At 69.6% G+C, this 16,169-nt stretch carries 15 protein-coding genes; 8 read left to right on the top strand and 7 right to left on the bottom strand.

Going from position 1 to position 16,169, the window contains the following annotated elements; genetic code table 11:
• Positions 1 to 59 precede the first annotated feature (59 nt).
• Positions 60 to 644, top strand: a complete 585-nt coding sequence (locus tag OG876_RS20085; protein WP_328526415.1) for an HhH-GPD-type base excision DNA repair protein — start codon at positions 60 to 62, stop codon at positions 642 to 644.
• A gap of 140 nt (positions 645 to 784) precedes the next feature.
• A complete protein-coding gene (locus OG876_RS20080) occupies positions 785 to 1,375 on the top strand; it encodes a TIGR03086 family metal-binding protein (RefSeq protein WP_328526414.1) in 591 nt (196 codons plus the stop codon).
• Here the strand turns inward: OG876_RS20080 and OG876_RS20075 are convergent.
• The 3 genes from OG876_RS20075 to OG876_RS20065 form a co-directional block, all read right to left on the bottom strand.
• Positions 1,325 to 2,560, bottom strand: coding sequence for an FAD-dependent monooxygenase (locus tag OG876_RS20075; RefSeq protein WP_328526413.1), 1,236 nt, complete (start codon positions 2,558 to 2,560; stop codon positions 1,325 to 1,327). The genes OG876_RS20080 and OG876_RS20075 overlap by 51 nt on opposite strands.
• Positions 2,561 to 2,664: 104 nt before the next feature.
• Positions 2,665 to 4,686: an NADPH-dependent 2,4-dienoyl-CoA reductase gene (locus OG876_RS20070; RefSeq protein ID WP_328526412.1), complete on the bottom strand. Its 2,022-nt coding sequence runs from the start codon at positions 4,684 to 4,686 to the stop codon at positions 2,665 to 2,667.
• Entirely contained in the window at positions 4,686 to 5,225 is a 540-nt protein-coding gene (locus OG876_RS20065) for a PadR family transcriptional regulator (RefSeq protein WP_328526411.1), read from the bottom strand. Before OG876_RS20065 ends, OG876_RS20070 begins: the two co-directional genes overlap by 1 nt.
• A gap of 154 nt (positions 5,226 to 5,379) precedes the next feature.
• Between OG876_RS20065 and OG876_RS20060 the strand changes: the two genes are divergently transcribed.
• Entirely contained in the window at positions 5,380 to 5,865 is a 486-nt protein-coding gene (locus tag OG876_RS20060) for a cation:proton antiporter regulatory subunit (protein WP_328526410.1), read from the top strand.
• 1 nt (position 5,866) lies between these two features.
• A complete protein-coding gene (locus tag OG876_RS20055; protein ID WP_328526409.1) occupies positions 5,867 to 7,087 on the top strand; it encodes a cation:proton antiporter in 1,221 nt (406 codons plus the stop codon).
• Between the two features lie 34 nt (positions 7,088 to 7,121).
• On the opposite strand, the gene OG876_RS20050 is transcribed toward OG876_RS20055, so the two are convergent.
• The 4 genes from OG876_RS20050 to OG876_RS20035 form a co-directional block, all read right to left on the bottom strand.
• Positions 7,122 to 7,694 carry a YdeI/OmpD-associated family protein gene (locus tag OG876_RS20050; protein WP_328526408.1) on the bottom strand — a complete coding sequence of 191 codons (573 nt, stop codon included), beginning with the start codon at positions 7,692 to 7,694 and terminating at the stop codon, positions 7,122 to 7,124.
• A gap of 46 nt (positions 7,695 to 7,740) precedes the next feature.
• The gene (locus OG876_RS20045) at positions 7,741 to 8,226 is read right to left on the bottom strand and encodes a methylated-DNA--[protein]-cysteine S-methyltransferase (protein WP_328526407.1); all 486 of its coding nucleotides are present in this window, start codon (positions 8,224 to 8,226) and stop codon (positions 7,741 to 7,743) included.
• Positions 8,223 to 8,777 (bottom strand): GNAT family N-acetyltransferase, encoded by a 555-nt coding sequence (locus OG876_RS20040; protein WP_328526406.1) that lies wholly within the window; start codon positions 8,775 to 8,777, stop codon positions 8,223 to 8,225. Before OG876_RS20040 ends, OG876_RS20045 begins: the two co-directional genes overlap by 4 nt.
• A gap of 121 nt (positions 8,778 to 8,898) precedes the next feature.
• A complete protein-coding gene (locus tag OG876_RS20035; protein WP_328526405.1) occupies positions 8,899 to 10,392 on the bottom strand; it encodes an AlkA N-terminal domain-containing protein in 1,494 nt (497 codons plus the stop codon).
• Between the two features lie 112 nt (positions 10,393 to 10,504).
• Here OG876_RS20035 and OG876_RS20030 point away from each other — a divergent pair, with 112 nt between their 5' ends.
• The 4 genes from OG876_RS20030 to OG876_RS20015 all read left to right on the top strand — a co-directional run bounded on the left by OG876_RS20030 (position 10,505) and on the right by OG876_RS20015 (position 15,912).
• Positions 10,505 to 11,245, top strand: a complete 741-nt coding sequence (locus OG876_RS20030; RefSeq protein WP_328526404.1) for an SDR family oxidoreductase — start codon at positions 10,505 to 10,507, stop codon at positions 11,243 to 11,245.
• Positions 11,246 to 11,275: 30 nt separating this feature from the next.
• A complete protein-coding gene (locus OG876_RS20025; RefSeq protein WP_328526403.1) occupies positions 11,276 to 12,064 on the top strand; it encodes an LLM class flavin-dependent oxidoreductase in 789 nt (262 codons plus the stop codon).
• A gap of 73 nt (positions 12,065 to 12,137) precedes the next feature.
• Positions 12,138 to 13,166: a LacI family DNA-binding transcriptional regulator gene (locus OG876_RS20020; protein WP_328526402.1), complete on the top strand. Its 1,029-nt coding sequence runs from the start codon at positions 12,138 to 12,140 to the stop codon at positions 13,164 to 13,166.
• A gap of 40 nt (positions 13,167 to 13,206) precedes the next feature.
• Positions 13,207 to 15,912, top strand: coding sequence for a glycogen debranching protein (locus OG876_RS20015; protein ID WP_328526401.1), 2,706 nt, complete (start codon positions 13,207 to 13,209; stop codon positions 15,910 to 15,912).
• Positions 15,913 to 16,169: the final 257 nt, after the last annotated feature.

Raw genomic sequence — 16,169 nt, 5'->3', positions numbered from 1 at the left:
CGCATACATCGTACGCGCACTAGCCCACCGAGCCACCGCTTCGTGTCAAGATGGGCGCCATGCTGCGCGAACTCCACCTGACCGGCAACCCGGACGCCGACAAGTTGCTCAACGACGACCCGTTCGCCCTGCTGGTCGGCATGCTCCTGGACCAGCAGTACCCGATGGAGCACGCCTTCTCGGGACCGCTGAAGATCGCCAACCGGATGGACGGCTTCGACCTGCACAAGATCGCCGCCACCGACCTCGACACCTTCGTCGAGCTCTGCGTGACCCCACCGGCCATCCACCGGTACGGCGGATCGATGGCCCGGCGGGTGCACGCCCTGGCCGAACACATCATCGCGAAGTACGACGGCGACACCGCGGGCATCTGGACCGCCGGCCGCCCCAAGCCCGACGGGGCCGAGGTGCTGAAGCGACTGAAGGCGCTGCCCGGGTTCGGCGAGCAGAAGGCCAAGATCTTCCTCGCGCTTCTCGGCAAGCAGCGCGGAGTCCAGCCGAAGGGCTGGCGGGAGGCGGCCGGCAGCTACGGCGACCGCGGTTCGCATCGCTCGATCGCCGACGTCACCGACGCCGCGTCCCTCAACGAGGTCCGCTCCTTCAAGAAGGCCGCCAAGGCAGCCGCCGCCGGCACCGCCTGACCACTGCCTCGCCTTGATGGCTGCGTTGCGGGCGAGTGCCGTCGGTCCGCGCGGGTTGTCCCTTGTGCTCACGCAGGTTTGTGCCCATTCAGCTTCGCGCAGCCTATGCTCGGCTGGGGCAGCCGACGGGAGGAGCACGGATGGACATCCGGGATCTGGATCGTAGGGCCGGCGCAGTACTCGGGGAAGTCGTGATGCAGGTGCGACCCGAGCAGCTCTGGTTTCCCACTCCCTGCCCGGACTGGACCGTTCGCGGCCTGCTCCGTCACATCGTCAGCGAGAACGAGGGCTTCGCAGCCGCGGCCCTGAACGGCTCGGCCCCCGTGCAGACCTGGAACGGCGGCCGGCTCGGCGACAACCCGGCCGGCGCATACCGGCGGTCCAACGTAGGCGTCGCCGACGCGTTCGCCGACGGCGGCGCACTCGACCGGCTGATGGAGGTCCGCGAGTTCGGCTCGTTCCCGCGCCGGGTCGCGCTGACCTTCCACCAGCTCGACTGCGTCGTGCACGCCTGGGACCTGGCCCGGGCCATCGACGTCACCTACGACGCGCCGCCGGACATGGTCGAGATGGCGCTCGCCCTGGCCCGCCGGATCCCTGACACCGACGCCACCCGCGGCCCGGGCGCCGCCTTCGAGCGCAGTGTCAAGGTCTCCGGCAACGCCTCCGACTTCGACCAGCTACTCGGCCTGCTCGGCCGCAATCCGGACTGGGTCTCCCCGCTCGACTGAGTACTCGGGTAGGTCGATCGCATCCGGCTTCGCCATCGCCATCTTGGCCAGGAGACCTGCGAACAGGCGGGACGTCATCACCCGCGTCGAGGTGTCGCGCAGCCGGACACCGAGTGAGGTCATCGGCATCGCCATCTTGATCCCACCGGGCGGCAGTTCCATCCGCTGGTCGACGTACGCCTGCATCCGGGCCTGGTACGCCGGGAACGCCCGCAGGTGATCGCCTTCCGCGGCCGCGAGCTCGCCCGCCAGAACATATGCGCCGACGAGCGACAGCGCCGTACCGTGCCCGGCCAGCGGCGAGCCGCAGTACCCGGCATCCCCGGCGAGCGCGAATCGGCCGCGCGACCACTCGGGTACGACGACGCGGCTGACGCTATCGAAGTAGAAGTCGTCCGCGTCGCGCAGCCCGGCCAGGATGCGCTCGGTATGCCAGCCGAGGCCCTCGAACCGCTGTCGCACCAAGGCCTTCTGCGCCTCGGCGTCGCGGCGGTCGTAGCTGAGCACCGGCGATCGGAAAGCCAGCAGAGCCCTCGCGAACCGCGGATCGTGGTCGGGCCGCAGTCCGACCCAGCGACCGCCGGGTGCGGAGTAGATCTTCATCCAGTCGTTCAGCGGTTCCGGGGTCTCGATGGTGAAGTACGACATGTAGCCGCCGAGGTGCTGCACGAACCGCTCCTCCGGACCGAACGCGAGCCGGCGGACCCGCGAGTGCACGCCGTCGGCCCCGACCACCAGGTCGAACCGCCGCTGCGTACCGCCGGCGAACGTCACCTCGACACCGCTCGCATCCTCGTCCAGCTTGGCGATCGAGTCGCCGTACAGGTACTCGATGTCGCCGGTCGCGTCGGCCAGGATCTCGGCGAGATCCCCACGGAGGATCTCGATCTCGGCGACCGGGCCCGCGCCGTCGAACAACTCGGCCGGCATCGCGGCCGCGCGCCGCCCGTTGGCCCGCACGTACTCCAGCCCACGCTCATGCATCTGCCGCTCCCCGACCGCGGCCATCAACCCCATCCGCTCAACGACCACCCGGGACATCCCGCGCAGGTCCACAGTCTGCCCGCCCGGCCGCGGCCCCGGCGCGACCTCGACGACCGTCGGCGCAAAGCCGAACCGCCGCAACCAGAACGCCACCGCCGGCCCCGCGATCCCCCCACCGGAGATCAACACACTCTTCGTCATCACATCTCCTCAAACTAGTGCGCGTACGCCGTACACGGTGCACTGCACTCGTTATCTGAGGCCAGCGCGCACTAGAGCACTCCGCCGAGCGCTCTAGTACGGCATCAGAGGGTGAGGGCGAGGCGGGTGGCTTGGTCTATGGCTCGTTCGGCGTCGAGTTCGGCGGCTACGTCGGCGCCGCCGATGAGGTGGATGGGGCGGTTGGTGGGGGCGAGGGCGTCGGCGAGATCGCGGACCGGTTCTTGGCCGGCGCAGATGACGATGGTGTCGACAGCCAGGACGCGGGGGTTCTCATGGCGCGGGCCGAAGGTGAGGTGGATGCCTTCGTCGTCGATGCGTTCGTAGTTGACGCCGCGGAGTTGCTCGACCTGCTTGCTCTTCAGTGCGGCGCGGTGCACCCAGCCGGTGGTCTTGCCGAGGCCGGCGCCGATCTTCCCGGCCTTGCGCTGCAACAGATAGACCTTCCGCGGCGACGGCTCCGGCCTCGGCTTCGTCAGCCCACCAGGCGCGACCGTCGGGTCCGCGACACCCCACTCGGCCTTCCACGCAGCCAGGTCGAGCGCAGGCGACGCCTCCGTGGTCAGGAACTCACTCACATCCACACCGATCCCGCCCGCGCCGATCACGGCAACGGTCGCCCCGACGGGCTTGCCCTCGCGGACAACCTCGACGTACGACAGGACCTTCGGGTGATCGATGCCCGGGATCGCCGGCACCCGCGGTACGACGCCGGTCGCGAGCACGATCTCGTCGAAGCCGGCGAGGTCCCCGGCCGTCGCGCGCCGACCGAGGTGCAACTTCACACCGGTGAGCTCGAGCCGTCGCCGGTAGTACCGGATCGTCTCCGCGAACTCTTCCTTCCCAGGGATCCGCCGGGCGATCCCGAACTGCCCACCGATCTCCTGATCCGCCTCGAACAACTCGACCCGATGCCCACGCTCGGCCGCCGTCACCGCGGCGGCCAGCCCGGCCGGCCCGGCTCCGACCACCGCGATGTTCTTCGTACGACGGGTCGGCAGCAACCGCAGCTCCGTCTCGCGAGCGGCCCGTGGGTTGACCATGCAGCTCGCCTTCTGCTTGGCGAACACATGGTCCAGACAGGCCTGATTACATGCGATGCAGACGTTGATCTCGTCGGCCCGATCGGTCGTTGCCTTGAGCACCCAGTCCGGATCGGCCAGGAACGGCCGGGCCATGCTGATCAGGTCGGCGTCGCCGCGGGCCAGCACCTCCTCGGCGACCTGCGGCAGGTTGATCCGGTTCGAGGTGACGACCGGGATGCCGACGTGCGGCTTGAACGCGGCCGTCACGCTCGTGAACGCGGCCCGCGGCACCGAGGTGACGATCGTCGGCACCCGGGCCTCGTGCCAGCCGATGCCGGTGTTGATGATCGACGCGCCGGCCGCTTCGATCTCTTTGCCCAGCGCAACGACCTCGTCCCAGGTCTGGCCGCCTTCGACCAGGTCGGCCATGGAGAGGCGATAGATGATCAGGAAGTCGTCGCCGACGCGTTCACGCGTCTGGCGGACGATCTCCACGGCGAGGCGGCGGCGGTTCTCCGGACTGCCGCCCCAGCGGTCGGTGCGCTTGTTCGTGCGCTCGGACAGGAACTGGTTGATGAAGTACCCCTCGGAGCCCATGATCTCGACGCCGTCGTACCCGGCTTCACGCGCCAGGGCGGCGCAATCGACGTACGCCTTCAGTTGCCTGCGGACTCCGCGATCGGAGAGCGCCCGCGGCTTGAACGGGTTGATCGGCGCCTTGAGAGCCGACGCGGACACGCTGAACGGATGGTAGGCATAGCGACCGGCATGCAGGATCTGAAGCGCGATCCGGCCGCCTTCGGCATGGACGGCGTCGGTCAGCAGGCGATGCTTGCGGGCCTGGCGACGACTGGTCAGCTTCGACCCGAACGGCGTGAGCCAGCCGGTGCGGTTGGGGGCATAGCCGCCGGTCACCATCAGACCCACGCCACCACGAGCCCGCTCGGCGAAGTACGCGGCCAGCTTCGGCAGATCCTTGAGCCTGTCCTCGAGGCCGGTGTGCATCGAGCCCATGATCACCCGGTTGGGCAGCACGACGTGACCGAGATCCAGCGGCGCGGTGACGTGTGGATATGCGGTCATCAGTGGTCCTTCCGCAGGGCTTCGATCACTTCGTCGCACCAGTCCACGAACGACTCCTCGGCCCGGATCCCGCCGCGGAGCACGAGGTACTGGTGCAGGTCCCGGTCGTGCAGCTTGGCCGGCTTCGGGAAGTCCCGCTGCTGGATCCCGCGATACACCTCGAGCCGCGTCGCATGCTCGGCCCGGTGCCGCTCGATCTCCTGCAGTACGACGCCTGGATCGCCGAGCGACGCACCACGCAACTTCACGCCGAGCCCATCCCGCAGTACGGCGGGATCCTCCGGCTCGGCCAGCCAGCGCGAGAGCTCCTCCCGGCCCGCCGCGGACACCCGATAGACCTTCTTGTCCGGGCGTCCGTCCTGGGCGATCTCGGTGTGCGTCACCCAGCCGGCCTCGTCCATCCGGCGCAACACCCGGTAGATCTGCTGGTGCGTGGCCGGCCAGAAGTAGCCGATCGACCGGTCGAACCGCCGGGCCAACTCGTAGCCGGACCCGTCCCGCTCGCTCAGGGCCACCAGGATCGCGTGCTCCAACGCCATACCAGGGACTCTACCTATGCAACTCGTTGCAGTGCATCTGAGTGCACGGCAGATCACATCGGGCTGGGGGCCAGATCACAGCCGTTTCCCGGACCGCAGACTCAGAGTTTGAGACAATTGATTGCAGACGCCAGCTATCGCGGATCGGAGCATCATGGACCACCAGGCCCACCCGACCAGAACGACGTTGCCCGGGATCGGCACCCGGTACGACCTCATCACCGAAGGTGGCAAGCACGTGTCAGTGGTGGTGCACAACGACGGCCGGCGGTTCCTGGGCTTCCACGACCCCGAGGACGACGACGCCTGCCGGGACTCCGTCCCGCTGGATCCCGGCGAGGCCGCGGCGCTGGCGCAGTTGCTGATCCCCGCGCCGCTCGACCCGGTCCGCGGCGAGATCGAGATCGACCTGGTCACCGAACACATCCCGGTCACGGCCAAGTCGCCGTACTCGGGTCGCACCCTCGGTGACACCCAGGCCCGCAGCCGGACCGGCGCGTCGATCGTCGCCGTACTGCGGCGTCTCGGCGCGACCCCGTCGCCGACGCCGGACTTCCGGTTCGCGACCGGGGACACGCTGGTCGTGGTGGGCACGCGTGAAGGTGTGGACGCCGTCGCCGATCTGATCGCGGGAGGGTGACGTGCACGAGAACATCACTGCCCTGCTGATCGAGCTGGGCGCGGTCATCCTTGCCCTCGGCATCCTCGGCCGGATCGCCGGGCGGCTCGGGTTCTCCCCGATCCCGCTCTATCTGCTGGCCGGACTCGCGTTCGGGCACGGCGGTTTGTTGCCGCTGGCAGCCAGTGAGGAGTTCGTTGCCACCGGCGCCGAGATCGGTGTGATCCTGCTGCTGTTGCTGCTCGGACTGGAGTACACCGCGTCGGATCTGGTCGGCACACTCAAGACGCAGTACGTGTCGGGTGCGGTCGACTTCCTGCTGAACGCGTTGCCCGGTGCGGCCGTCGCGTTGCTGCTCGGCTGGGGGCCGGTCGCCGCGGTCGCGCTCGGAGGGGTCACCTGGATCTCGTCGTCCGGCGTGATCGCGAAGGTGGTCGGCGATCTCGGCCGGCTCGGCAACCGCGAAACCCCTGTGGTGCTGGGGATTCTGGTCCTCGAGGATCTGTCGATGGCCGTCTACCTGCCGATCCTGACCGCGATGCTCGCCGGTGTGGGGCTGGCCGGCGGGAGCGTGACGCTGCTGATCTCGCTCGGTACGGTCAGCGTCGTACTGTTCATCGCGCTGCGCTACGGGCGGGTGATCAGCCGGGCGGTCTCCTCGGACAACCCGGAGATGTTGCTGCTCGTCGTACTCGGGCTGACGCTGCTGGTCGCGGGCATCGCGCAGCATCTGCAGGTGTCGGCGGCGGTCGGCGCGTTCCTGGTCGGGATCGCGTTGTCGGGCGAGGTCGCGCACGGCGCGCGCAACCTGCTCAGCCCGCTGCGGGATCTGTTCGCCGCGGTCTTCTTCGTGTTCTTCGGGCTGAGCACCGACCCTGCCAGGATCCCGCCGGTTCTCGCGATCGCTCTCGGCCTCGCCGTACTCACGGCCCTCACGAAGATCGCCACCGGCTGGTACGCCGCCCGTCGCGCCGGCATCAAGTCGGCCGGCCGCTGGCGAGCCGGCGGCACGCTGGTCGCCCGCGGCGAGTTCTCCATCGTCATCGCCGGCCTGGCCGTCGGCGTCGAACCAAAACTCGGCCCCCTCGCCACCGCCTACGTCCTCATCCTCGTCATCCTCGGCCCGGTCGCCGCCCGCTACACCGAACCAGTCGCCCGCCGCCTGTCCAGGACCAAGCCCGCGACCCCCACCCAGGCCCCCGCCGCCAACCACCTCGACAACCCGGCGAACACCCCCACCTGACTCCCCCGCCCAGCCCCTCGGGCGCGTGGGTAGGTCAGTGGGGGGTGTTCGCGCGGTGGTTGTGGGTTGCTTCGGTGACGGTTCGGGCGATGCGGGTGGCTCGGGTTTGGGGGCGTTTGGAGAGGGTGATCCACTCGAGGATGGTGCGGCGGGCGGAGGGTGGGAAGGCCTGGAAGTGCTTGTTTGCCTGGGGATTCGCGGCTAGTGCGGCGGCGAGGTCGGCGGGGACGATCAGGTTTTGGGCGTCGGCCAAGAGGTCCCAGGTGCCGGTGTGGCGGGCGTGGTCGATCAGTGCCTGGCCGGGTGGTTCCATCAGGCCGGCGGCGGTCAGGCGGTCGACGCGGTCGCGGTTGACTTTGCTCCAGGTGCTGCGCGGGTTGCGTGGGGTGAAGCACTGGTAGGTGCTGCGGCCGTCGCGCTTCACGGTCTTGCTGTCGATCCAGCCGAAGCACAGCGCGTGCTCGACCGCGGTCGCGAGATTCACCCCACCCTCGTCACGGCGCACGATCAGCCAGACCGAGCGTTCCGTCCGCCCGTTCGCGGCCAGCCACTCGCGCCACTCGGCCGCGGATCCACACGTCAGCGCTTCCTCGTCAGTGATGCTCATACGACGAGCATGCGCCGGATAAGTGCTCATCGAGTGAGCACTTTCTTCAGAAGAGGACGTCGCCTCGCTCGTGGTCCAGCAGTGCCTGCTTGCGTTCGAGGCCTCCGCCGTACCCGGTCAGGCTGCCGGTGGAACCGACGACGCGGTGGCAGGGGACGATGATGCTGATCGGGTTCTTGCCGTTGGCCAGGCCGACCGCGCGGGAGGCGCCCGGCACGAGGCCGAGCTCCCGCGCGAGATCGCCGTACGTCGTGGTCTCGCCGTACGGGATGTCCTGGAGCGCCGTCCAGACCTGCTGCTGGAACGGCGTCCCCGCGAGGTGCAGCGGTAGGTCGAACGTCGTCCGGCCGTGCTCGAAATACTCGGTGAGCTGCGCGGCGACCGCGGGCAGGACCGAGTCGTCGCGGTCCCCGAAGGTCTCCATCGGCGGCCGGTGCCGATGCTCGGCCATGTACAGCCCGGCCAGCTCACCCGCGCCGGTCGCGACCAGCGTGAGTGGGCCGAGCGGGCTGTCCATGACGGCGTACGTCAACGCGTTGCTTCCCACTGCGCACGGTTGATCCGGTAGAGCACGTGCCGCTGCAACCGGTGGCCGGCCGGAATGCGGACGTGGTCGAAGTCGCCCGCCTCGTCGTGGGTCATCCCGATCCGCTGCATCACCCGCTGCGACGGCAGGTTGGTGGTCGTGGTGAACGAGACGATCTCCTCCAGCCCGGCCGGGCCGAAGCCGTGCGCGAGTGACGCCCGGGCCGCCTCGGTCGCATAACCGTTGCCCCAGGCACCCTTCATCAGGCGCCAGCCGATCTCGACCGCCGGCATGAAGTGGGCCTCGAAGCTCGGCACCGACAACCCGGTGAAGCCGATGAACTCGCCCGTCTCGCGCACCTCCAGCGCCCACAGGCCCCAGCCGCGCCCGTCGATCTCGGGAATGTTCCGGTCGATGAGGGCGTCACTCTGCTCGCGCGTCTGCGGGGACAGGAAATGCTCCATCACGGTCGGGTCCGCGTTCATCACCGCGAACGGCTCGCGATCGGAGTCACGCCACTGGCGCAGGAGTAGACGGTCGGTGGTCAGCTCGGTCATGGGGCCTCCCGGCCTGGAGTGAGGAGTGGAGGGAGCGAAGCGACTGGAGCGACGAGGGAAGGCCGGGAGCAAAAGCCCCATGACCCGCCTCGCCGGAGGCGAGGCATCAACACTGTCATGCTCACTCCGGGATCTTGTTGATGGCGTGGTCACCGGTGGCCCAGAGGTACTGCACCGCGTACGCACGCCAAGGCCGCCACGCACGCGCGTGGTCGGTCAACGGTTTGGGGGCTTCCGGCAATCCTAGATCACGCGCGGCGTATCGAACACCTAAATCACTGGCCACGAAGGCATCCGGGTCACCGAGCGCCCGCATCGCGATCGACTCCACGGTCCACGGCCCGATCCCCGGCAGCGCGGCCAACTGCTCACGCGCGCGATCCCAGTCCGCGCCCGCACCCAGATCGATCTCACCGGCGGCGAGCGTGGCGATCAACGTGGTGAGCGTCGTACGACGGGACTTCGGAAACGCCAGCGTCTCGGGGTCGAGCCCCGCCAGCGCCTGCATCGTCGGGAAGAGATGCGTCAGTCCACCGGCCGCGTCCTCGATCGGCTCACCATGCTGAACCACCAGCCGATGCGCATGCGTCCGCGCCGCCGCTGTCGACACCTGCTGACCGAGCACCGCGCGTACAGCGAACTCCTCACCGTCGACCGTGTGCGGGACCCGGCGCCCCGGCGCCTTCGCGATCAGCGGCGCGAGCAGCGGATCCGTGCTGAGCAGATCGTCGACGGCGATCGGGTCGGCGTCGAGGTCGAGCATCCGGCGGCAGCGGCTGATCGCGATCGCCAGGTCGCGCTGGTCGGTGAGCGAGAGCTGGCAGGCGATGTGGTCGGGCATCGGCCGCAACGCGACCACGCCGTGACCGTGCGGCAGCCGGAGCGTGCGCCGGTAGTGACCGTCGCGCCACTCCTCCACCCCTGGCACGCCGGTCGCGATCAGGTGACCGAAGAGGTTGTCCGGGGTGAGCGGCGCGCGGAACGGCAGCCGCAGTGAGATCGTCCCGGGCGCGGAGGTCGTCGTGCCTCGCCGGGCCCGGCGGCGCAGCTCGGTCGGCGCGAGCGCGAAGACCTCCTGCACGGTCTCGTTGAAGGTCCGCACGCTGGAGAACCCCGAGGCGAACGCGACATCGGCCATCTGCAGCTCGCTGGTCTCGATCAGCAGCCGAGCGGTCTGCGCGCGCTGGGCGCGGGCGAGCGCGAGCGGCCCGGCGCCGAGCTCGGCGTGCAGTTGACGCTGCACCTGGCGGACGCTGTAGCCGAGGTGTCCGGCCAGGCCCGGTACGCCGTCGCGGTCGACCACGCCGTCCGCGATCAGCCGCATCGCACGGGCGACCAGGTCGGCCCGATCGTTCCACTCCGGTGAGCCGGGGCTCGCGTCCGGCCGGCAGCGCTTGCAGGCGCGGAATCCGGCCTGCTGCGCGGCCGCGGCGCTCGGGTAGAACCGCATGTTCTCGACCTTCGGCGGCACCACCGGGCAGCTCGGCCGGCAGTAGATCTTCGTCGTCAGCACAGCGGTGAAGAACCACCCGTCGAAGCGCGCGTCCTTGGACTGGACGGCGCGGATGCATCGCTCCCGGCATTCGTACACGTGCTCCAGCATCCCTGCCGCCACCGACAGTTCTCTAGCGGTTTTGCGCCATCGAGGTATCGCGGGATTGCGACGCCAGGATCCGGGGTCCGATTTCCGCCAGCTTCGGCTCGCGCAGGTGGGTGGACTGGAGGACATGAACGAACTACTTGGCAAGAAGGCCCTGGTGACGGGTGGCAGCCGCGGGATCGGCGCCGCGACCGCGATCGCACTCGCGGAAGGTGGGGCCGACGTCGCCTTCACCTATAAGAGTTCCGCCGACGCAGCAGCCAAGGTGGTGAAGGAGATCGAGGCGCTCGGACGGCGGGCGTTCGCACTCGAGGTCGACGCCGCGGACGCGGTGGCGGTCGCAGACGGCGTACAGCAGGCCGCGGATCGGCTCGGCGGACTGGACATCCTGGTCAACAACGCCGGCGTCGGCGCGATCGCCCCGATCACCGAGCTCACCCTGGCCGATGTCGACCGGGTGCTCGCGATCAACGTCCGGGGCGCGTACGCCGCCGCGCAGGCCGCCGTACCGCGGTTGTCCGACGGCGGCCGGATGATCCACCTCGGCAGCTGTGTCACCGAGCGGGTCCCCGGACCGGGCATGACGCTGTACGCGATGAGCAAGTCCGCGATGACCGGCCTGAGCAAGGCCCTAGCCCGCGAACTGGGAGAGCGTGGCATCACCTCCAACGTCGTCCACCCGGGTCCGATCGACACCGACATGAACCCGGCCGACGGCCCGTTCGCCGCCGCTCAGCTGACCAATCTGGCCCTGCCCCGGTTCGGTACGGCGGCCGAGGTCGCGGCCGCTGTCACCTACCTGGCCGGACCGCAGACGGCGTACGTCACCGGCACCGACCTGACCATCGACGGCGGCCACGCCGCCTGACTGTCGGTGGCCGCGGTTAGCGTCGGCGGCATGAAGTTCTCGGTCACGGTCGGCGCGGTGGGCGCCGGGCGGGATCCGCGCGGACTCGCGGATCTCGCCCGCGCGGTGGAGGCCGCGGGGTGGGACGGGATGTTTCTGGAGGACTACCTCGTCTATCAGGGCGACGCTTCCGAACCGACCTACGATCCGTGGATCTGTCTGGCGGCAATGGCGACGGCGACCTCGCGGATCACGATCGGTACGACGGTGACGCCGCTGCCCCGGCGCAGTCCGTGGAAGCTCGCGGCCGAGGCGGTCGCTCTGGATCACCTGTCGAACGGGCGGTTCGTCCTGGGGGTGGGGATCGGGGACCCTGGCGATCCGTTCCTGCCGGGGCTGACGCCGAAGGTGCTGGCGGAGATGCTGGACGAGTCCCTCACAGTCATCGATCGGTTGTGGACCGGGCGGCCGGTGTCCTTTGCGGGCGAGCACTACCAGCTCGACGGCGTACAGCTGACCGCGCGGCCCGTGCAGGAGCCGCGGATACCGATCTGGGTGGGCGGGGATCTGCTCGTGCCGGCCGTGCGGCGCAGGATCCTTCGGTGGGACGGATCTTGCGCCTACAAGGGCCGCACCGACGCACCGCAGCAGCTCATGCCGGACGACGTACGCCGGTTGCTGGCAGAGCGGGGCGCGTCCGGCAGGTTCGACGTGAAGGTCAGCGGCGGCGACCCGGCGGCCTTCGCGGCGGCGGGTGCGACGTGGTGGGGACGCTGGATCCCGCCCACCGGCGTGGAGGACACCTTCGCCGTCGTCAGGCCCGGACCGCCGACGCTCTGAGCCGTTGACACGACGAAGGTCGCGGGGGAGACTGCGGGTGTTTTTAACGTTCAAACCCCCGTGGGAGGTTGCCGTGGCCACGTTGAAGCAGGTCGCCGCCCACGCCGAGGTGTCGGTGCAGACGGTGTCCAACGCGCTCAACGCGCCGCAGCGGCTCCGCCCCGACACGCTCGAACGGGTCAACCGCTCGATCGAACTGCTCAACTACCGGCCGAATCGTAACGCCCGCAGCCTACGCACCAGCGCGGTCGAACTGATCGGGTACTGCGTGCCCAACTGGCCGAACCAGACCCATCTGGTGATGGACCAGTTCCTGCACGCGCTGTGCGCGGCGGCCGAGGGCAGCGGCCGCCACATCCTGCTGTTCACCGCTCCGGCCGGCGTCGACGGTATGGAGGTGTACGACGATCTGCACGCGCGCCGCATGGTCGACGGGTTCGTGCTCTCGCAGACCGAGACCCACGATCCACGGCACGGCTGGCTGAAGGACCAGAAGATCCCGTTCGTGTCCTTCGGCCGGGTCTGGAAGGAGACCACCCAGCCCGGCCCGTGGGTCGACGTCGACGGCGCGGCCGGCACCGCCACAGCGGTCCGGCACCTGCACGAGACCGGCCGCCGGCGCATCGCCTTCATCGGCTGGCCGAAGTCGTCCGGCCTGGCCGAGGACCGTCTCGGCGGCTGGCGCAGCGAATGCAAGGCGCTCGGCCTGCCGACCGCGGGCCTGTCGGTGCGGTGCCGCGAGGACAGCCTCGACGAGGGCGCCCGCGCCACCGCGGACCTGCTCGACTCCGACCGGCCTCCGGACGGAATCGTTGCCCTGAGCGACATTCTCGCCCTGGGCGCGCTCCGCGAGTTCAGCCGCCGTGGCCTCACCCCCGGCCGGGACGTCGGCATCACCGGCTTCGACGACTCACCGCTCGCCGATGTCGTGTCCCCCGGCCTGACCAGCCTGCGGCAACCGATGAACCGGATCGCCGCCGAGCTGATCACGATCCTGACCGCCGCCGACACCGACGCTGATTCCGGTGCCGATTCCGGGGCACCGATCGAACGTCTGCTGCAACCCGAACTGGTGATCAGGGGCAGCTCAGCCCCTGGCTGATGCGGCGCAACCCCGAGCGCCGCGAGAAGGAGGAACCGCCATGACTCCACGACCCGACGTCCGATCCTTGATCGGACACAGCACCGCCCCACCGCGCCGCAAACCGGTCCGCAAGACCGCCGGCGTCGCCTTGCTGGCCACCGCCACCGTGCTGGCAAGCACAGCGTCCGCGATCGCCGGCCCGACCACCACCGGCTCAGCCGCCGGCCCTGCCACCACGGGCTCAGCCGCCGGTGCGACGGCCGCCTCCGCTCAGACCGGCGGATCGTCCGAGCTGTCCACGACAACCCGCCTGGCCGACCGCCGGTCGCTCGTCGTCGGCGATCGCGCCTACGCGATGGGCGACGAGAGCGGGCTGTACCCGGCCAGCGGCTGGCACATCCGCGGTGAGATGGGCGGGTTCTGGACCCAGCCGATCAAACTGCTCGACGGGCTCTGGTTCGGCCTGGACGGCAACTGGCTCGGCAAGGACGTCGCCGCCGCGAAGTACACCAGCGGCCACGGCTACAGCCGGATCGACTACTCCGGTTCCGTCGCCGTCCGCCGTACCGACTTCGTCCCCGACGGCGTCCGCGCGACGCTGGTCGGCCTGACGCTCAGCTCGAGTACGGCGAAGACGGTCAAGCTGGCCGTGGACGCGCACTCCGAGCTGATGCAGTCCTACCCGTGGGGCTGGACCGCACCCGGTGCGGCCGACGCGAACCTCCCGGACACGGGCGCGTACGCCGACGGTGCACTCCGCTTCCAGGAGCAGGGCACACCGACGTACCCCAACGCGACCGCCCACGACTACGCCGCGTTCGTCGGATCGTCCCTGCGTCCGACGGCCCACGCACTCGGCCCGAACCACCGCGGCCCCCAGGACCCGGCGGTGATCTGCCCGGCCGACGGGACGACGCCCGCGCGGTGTGACGACTCGCTGGTCGGCAAGGGCACCGGCGGGCAACTGACGTACGACGTCAACCTCAAACCCGGTCAGCAGAAGACGATCTGGTTCGCGGTGGCCGGTTCCGACCAGGGTGCGTCGGCGGCGCAGCGCGAGTACGGCAAGGCGCTGAGCAACCCGGAGAAGTTGCTCAAGGCAAAGGCTTCCGAGCGGAAGCAGATCGACGCCCAGTCCGCGGTGGACCTTCCTGGTGACCGGCTACTGCAGCAGAGCGTCGAGTGGAGCAAGCAGAACCTGGCCGACTCCGTGCAGGAGTCGCACAACCTGCGGATCCGCGATGTCAACGAGGGCAAGGACTATCCGGCTCCGGTCGGCACGGTCCCGACCGCGCGCTGGTTCGGCGCGGGCTTCCCGGACTATCCGTGGCTGTTCGCGACCGACGGTGAGTACACCGCGTACGCCGCCGTCGCGGCCGGTCAGTTCGACACCGTGAAGCAGCACCTGCGCGCATTGCGCGACGTCAGCGACATCCTGAACAACCGCAGCGGCAAGGTCGCACACGAAGTGACGCCGACCGGTGACGTGTACTTCGGTTCCAACCAGAGTGCGGGTAACACCGACGAGACGGTGAAGTTCCCCAGCACCGTCGCGCTGCTGTGGCGGTGGACCGGCGACAACAGGTTCCGCGACGAGATGTACGACTTCAGCGTCCGCAACCTGCAGTACGTCTACCGCGAGCTCGACAAGGACGGCGACGGCTGGCCGGAAGGCCTGGCGAACGTCGAGCGTGCCGGGATGGGCGTGGAGAAGCTCGACAGCACCGTCTACCTCGCCCGCGGTCTGCGCGACCTCGCGGACCTCGCCGCGTCCAAGCACGACAGCACGGTCCAGCAGTGGGCGACCACCCGCGCGAACGACCTGGAGTCCCGCTTCGAGGCGCAGTGGTGGGTCCCGCAGGCGATGGGGTACGCCGACTCCATCGACAGCCCGACCGACCCGGCGAACGACAACACGCCGATCTTCCAGCGGCACTGGATCGGTGTCACACCGATGGAGGCAGTCCTGGTCCGCCCAGGCCAGTCGAACGCGCCACTCGCGTCGGCGGATCACGCCAAGACCGCTCTCGACCAACGTGAGACTTCTTGCTACACAGGGGAATTCGGGCTCTTCCACACCGGCACCGGGCCGACCTCCGACCCGGCCGGCAACAAGGGCGATGCGTGCGACTCGGTGGTTTCCCAGGTGCAGAGCGAGCGCGCCATCTTCAGCCTGAACACCTCGATCATGGCGGTTGCCGAAGGCAACTTCGGTCGGCTGGGCACGAAGCAGCAGCAGGTGTACACCACCGGCAACGCCCGGATCCAGCTCGACCCGACGGTGTGGGAGACGCCCGGCGCGATGCCGGAGATCGCTCCCTCGCCGGACTCCCCGGCGAACATCGGCCGGCCGTTCTACGACCGTTCGATGGCGCTGCAGGCCTGGGGTGCGTACGGCATCCTCTGGCCGGTGATCCACCAGCAGCTCGGCGTCGACCCCGATCTGGGGCACGGCCGGGTCTCGGTGATCCCGCAGTTGCCGCAGGGTCAGCACAAGGTGGCCGGAAGCAACATCCGGGTCGGCCGCGGATCGGTCGACGTCTCGGAACGCCTTACAGGTAAGGAGTTGCGGACCGACGTGACCGTCAAGGGTGTCGGCGCATCGGTCACGATCGGTGCGGTGCTGCCGTCCGGTGCGAAGGTCAGGAGCGTGACCCTCGACGGCCGGAGCGCGGCCTACAAGCTGGTCACGACGACGCGGGGAGTGGAGGTCCAGGTGCCGGCGCGCGGCGCGTCCTCGGCACTGAAGATCACCCTCGCCTGAGACCGCGGGGTCGTGGCCGGTACGGCACGGCCCCCCGGATCGCCGGCCGGCGCACAACCGTTCTGTGCGCCGGCCGGCTTTCTGTTGCCCGGACCCGCGGGTTATCGATACCTGCAGGTGCCGTTACCGGACACAAGTGTCGTGGCCGACGCGAGGCGGGGCCCCTCCGAGTATGAGTCGGAGGGGCCCCACTAGCTGAAGGAAGGTGACGTCTCCAGCCTCCCGAACGGGTCCGTAGGGGCCGGCAGACCCCGTCA

It is taken from the genome of Kribbella sp. NBC_00359, assembly GCF_036097425.1.
In the GTDB taxonomy this organism is placed as follows: Bacteria; Actinomycetota; Actinomycetes; order Propionibacteriales; family Kribbellaceae; genus Kribbella.
This window is presented reverse-complemented; position numbering and strand designations above follow the sequence as displayed.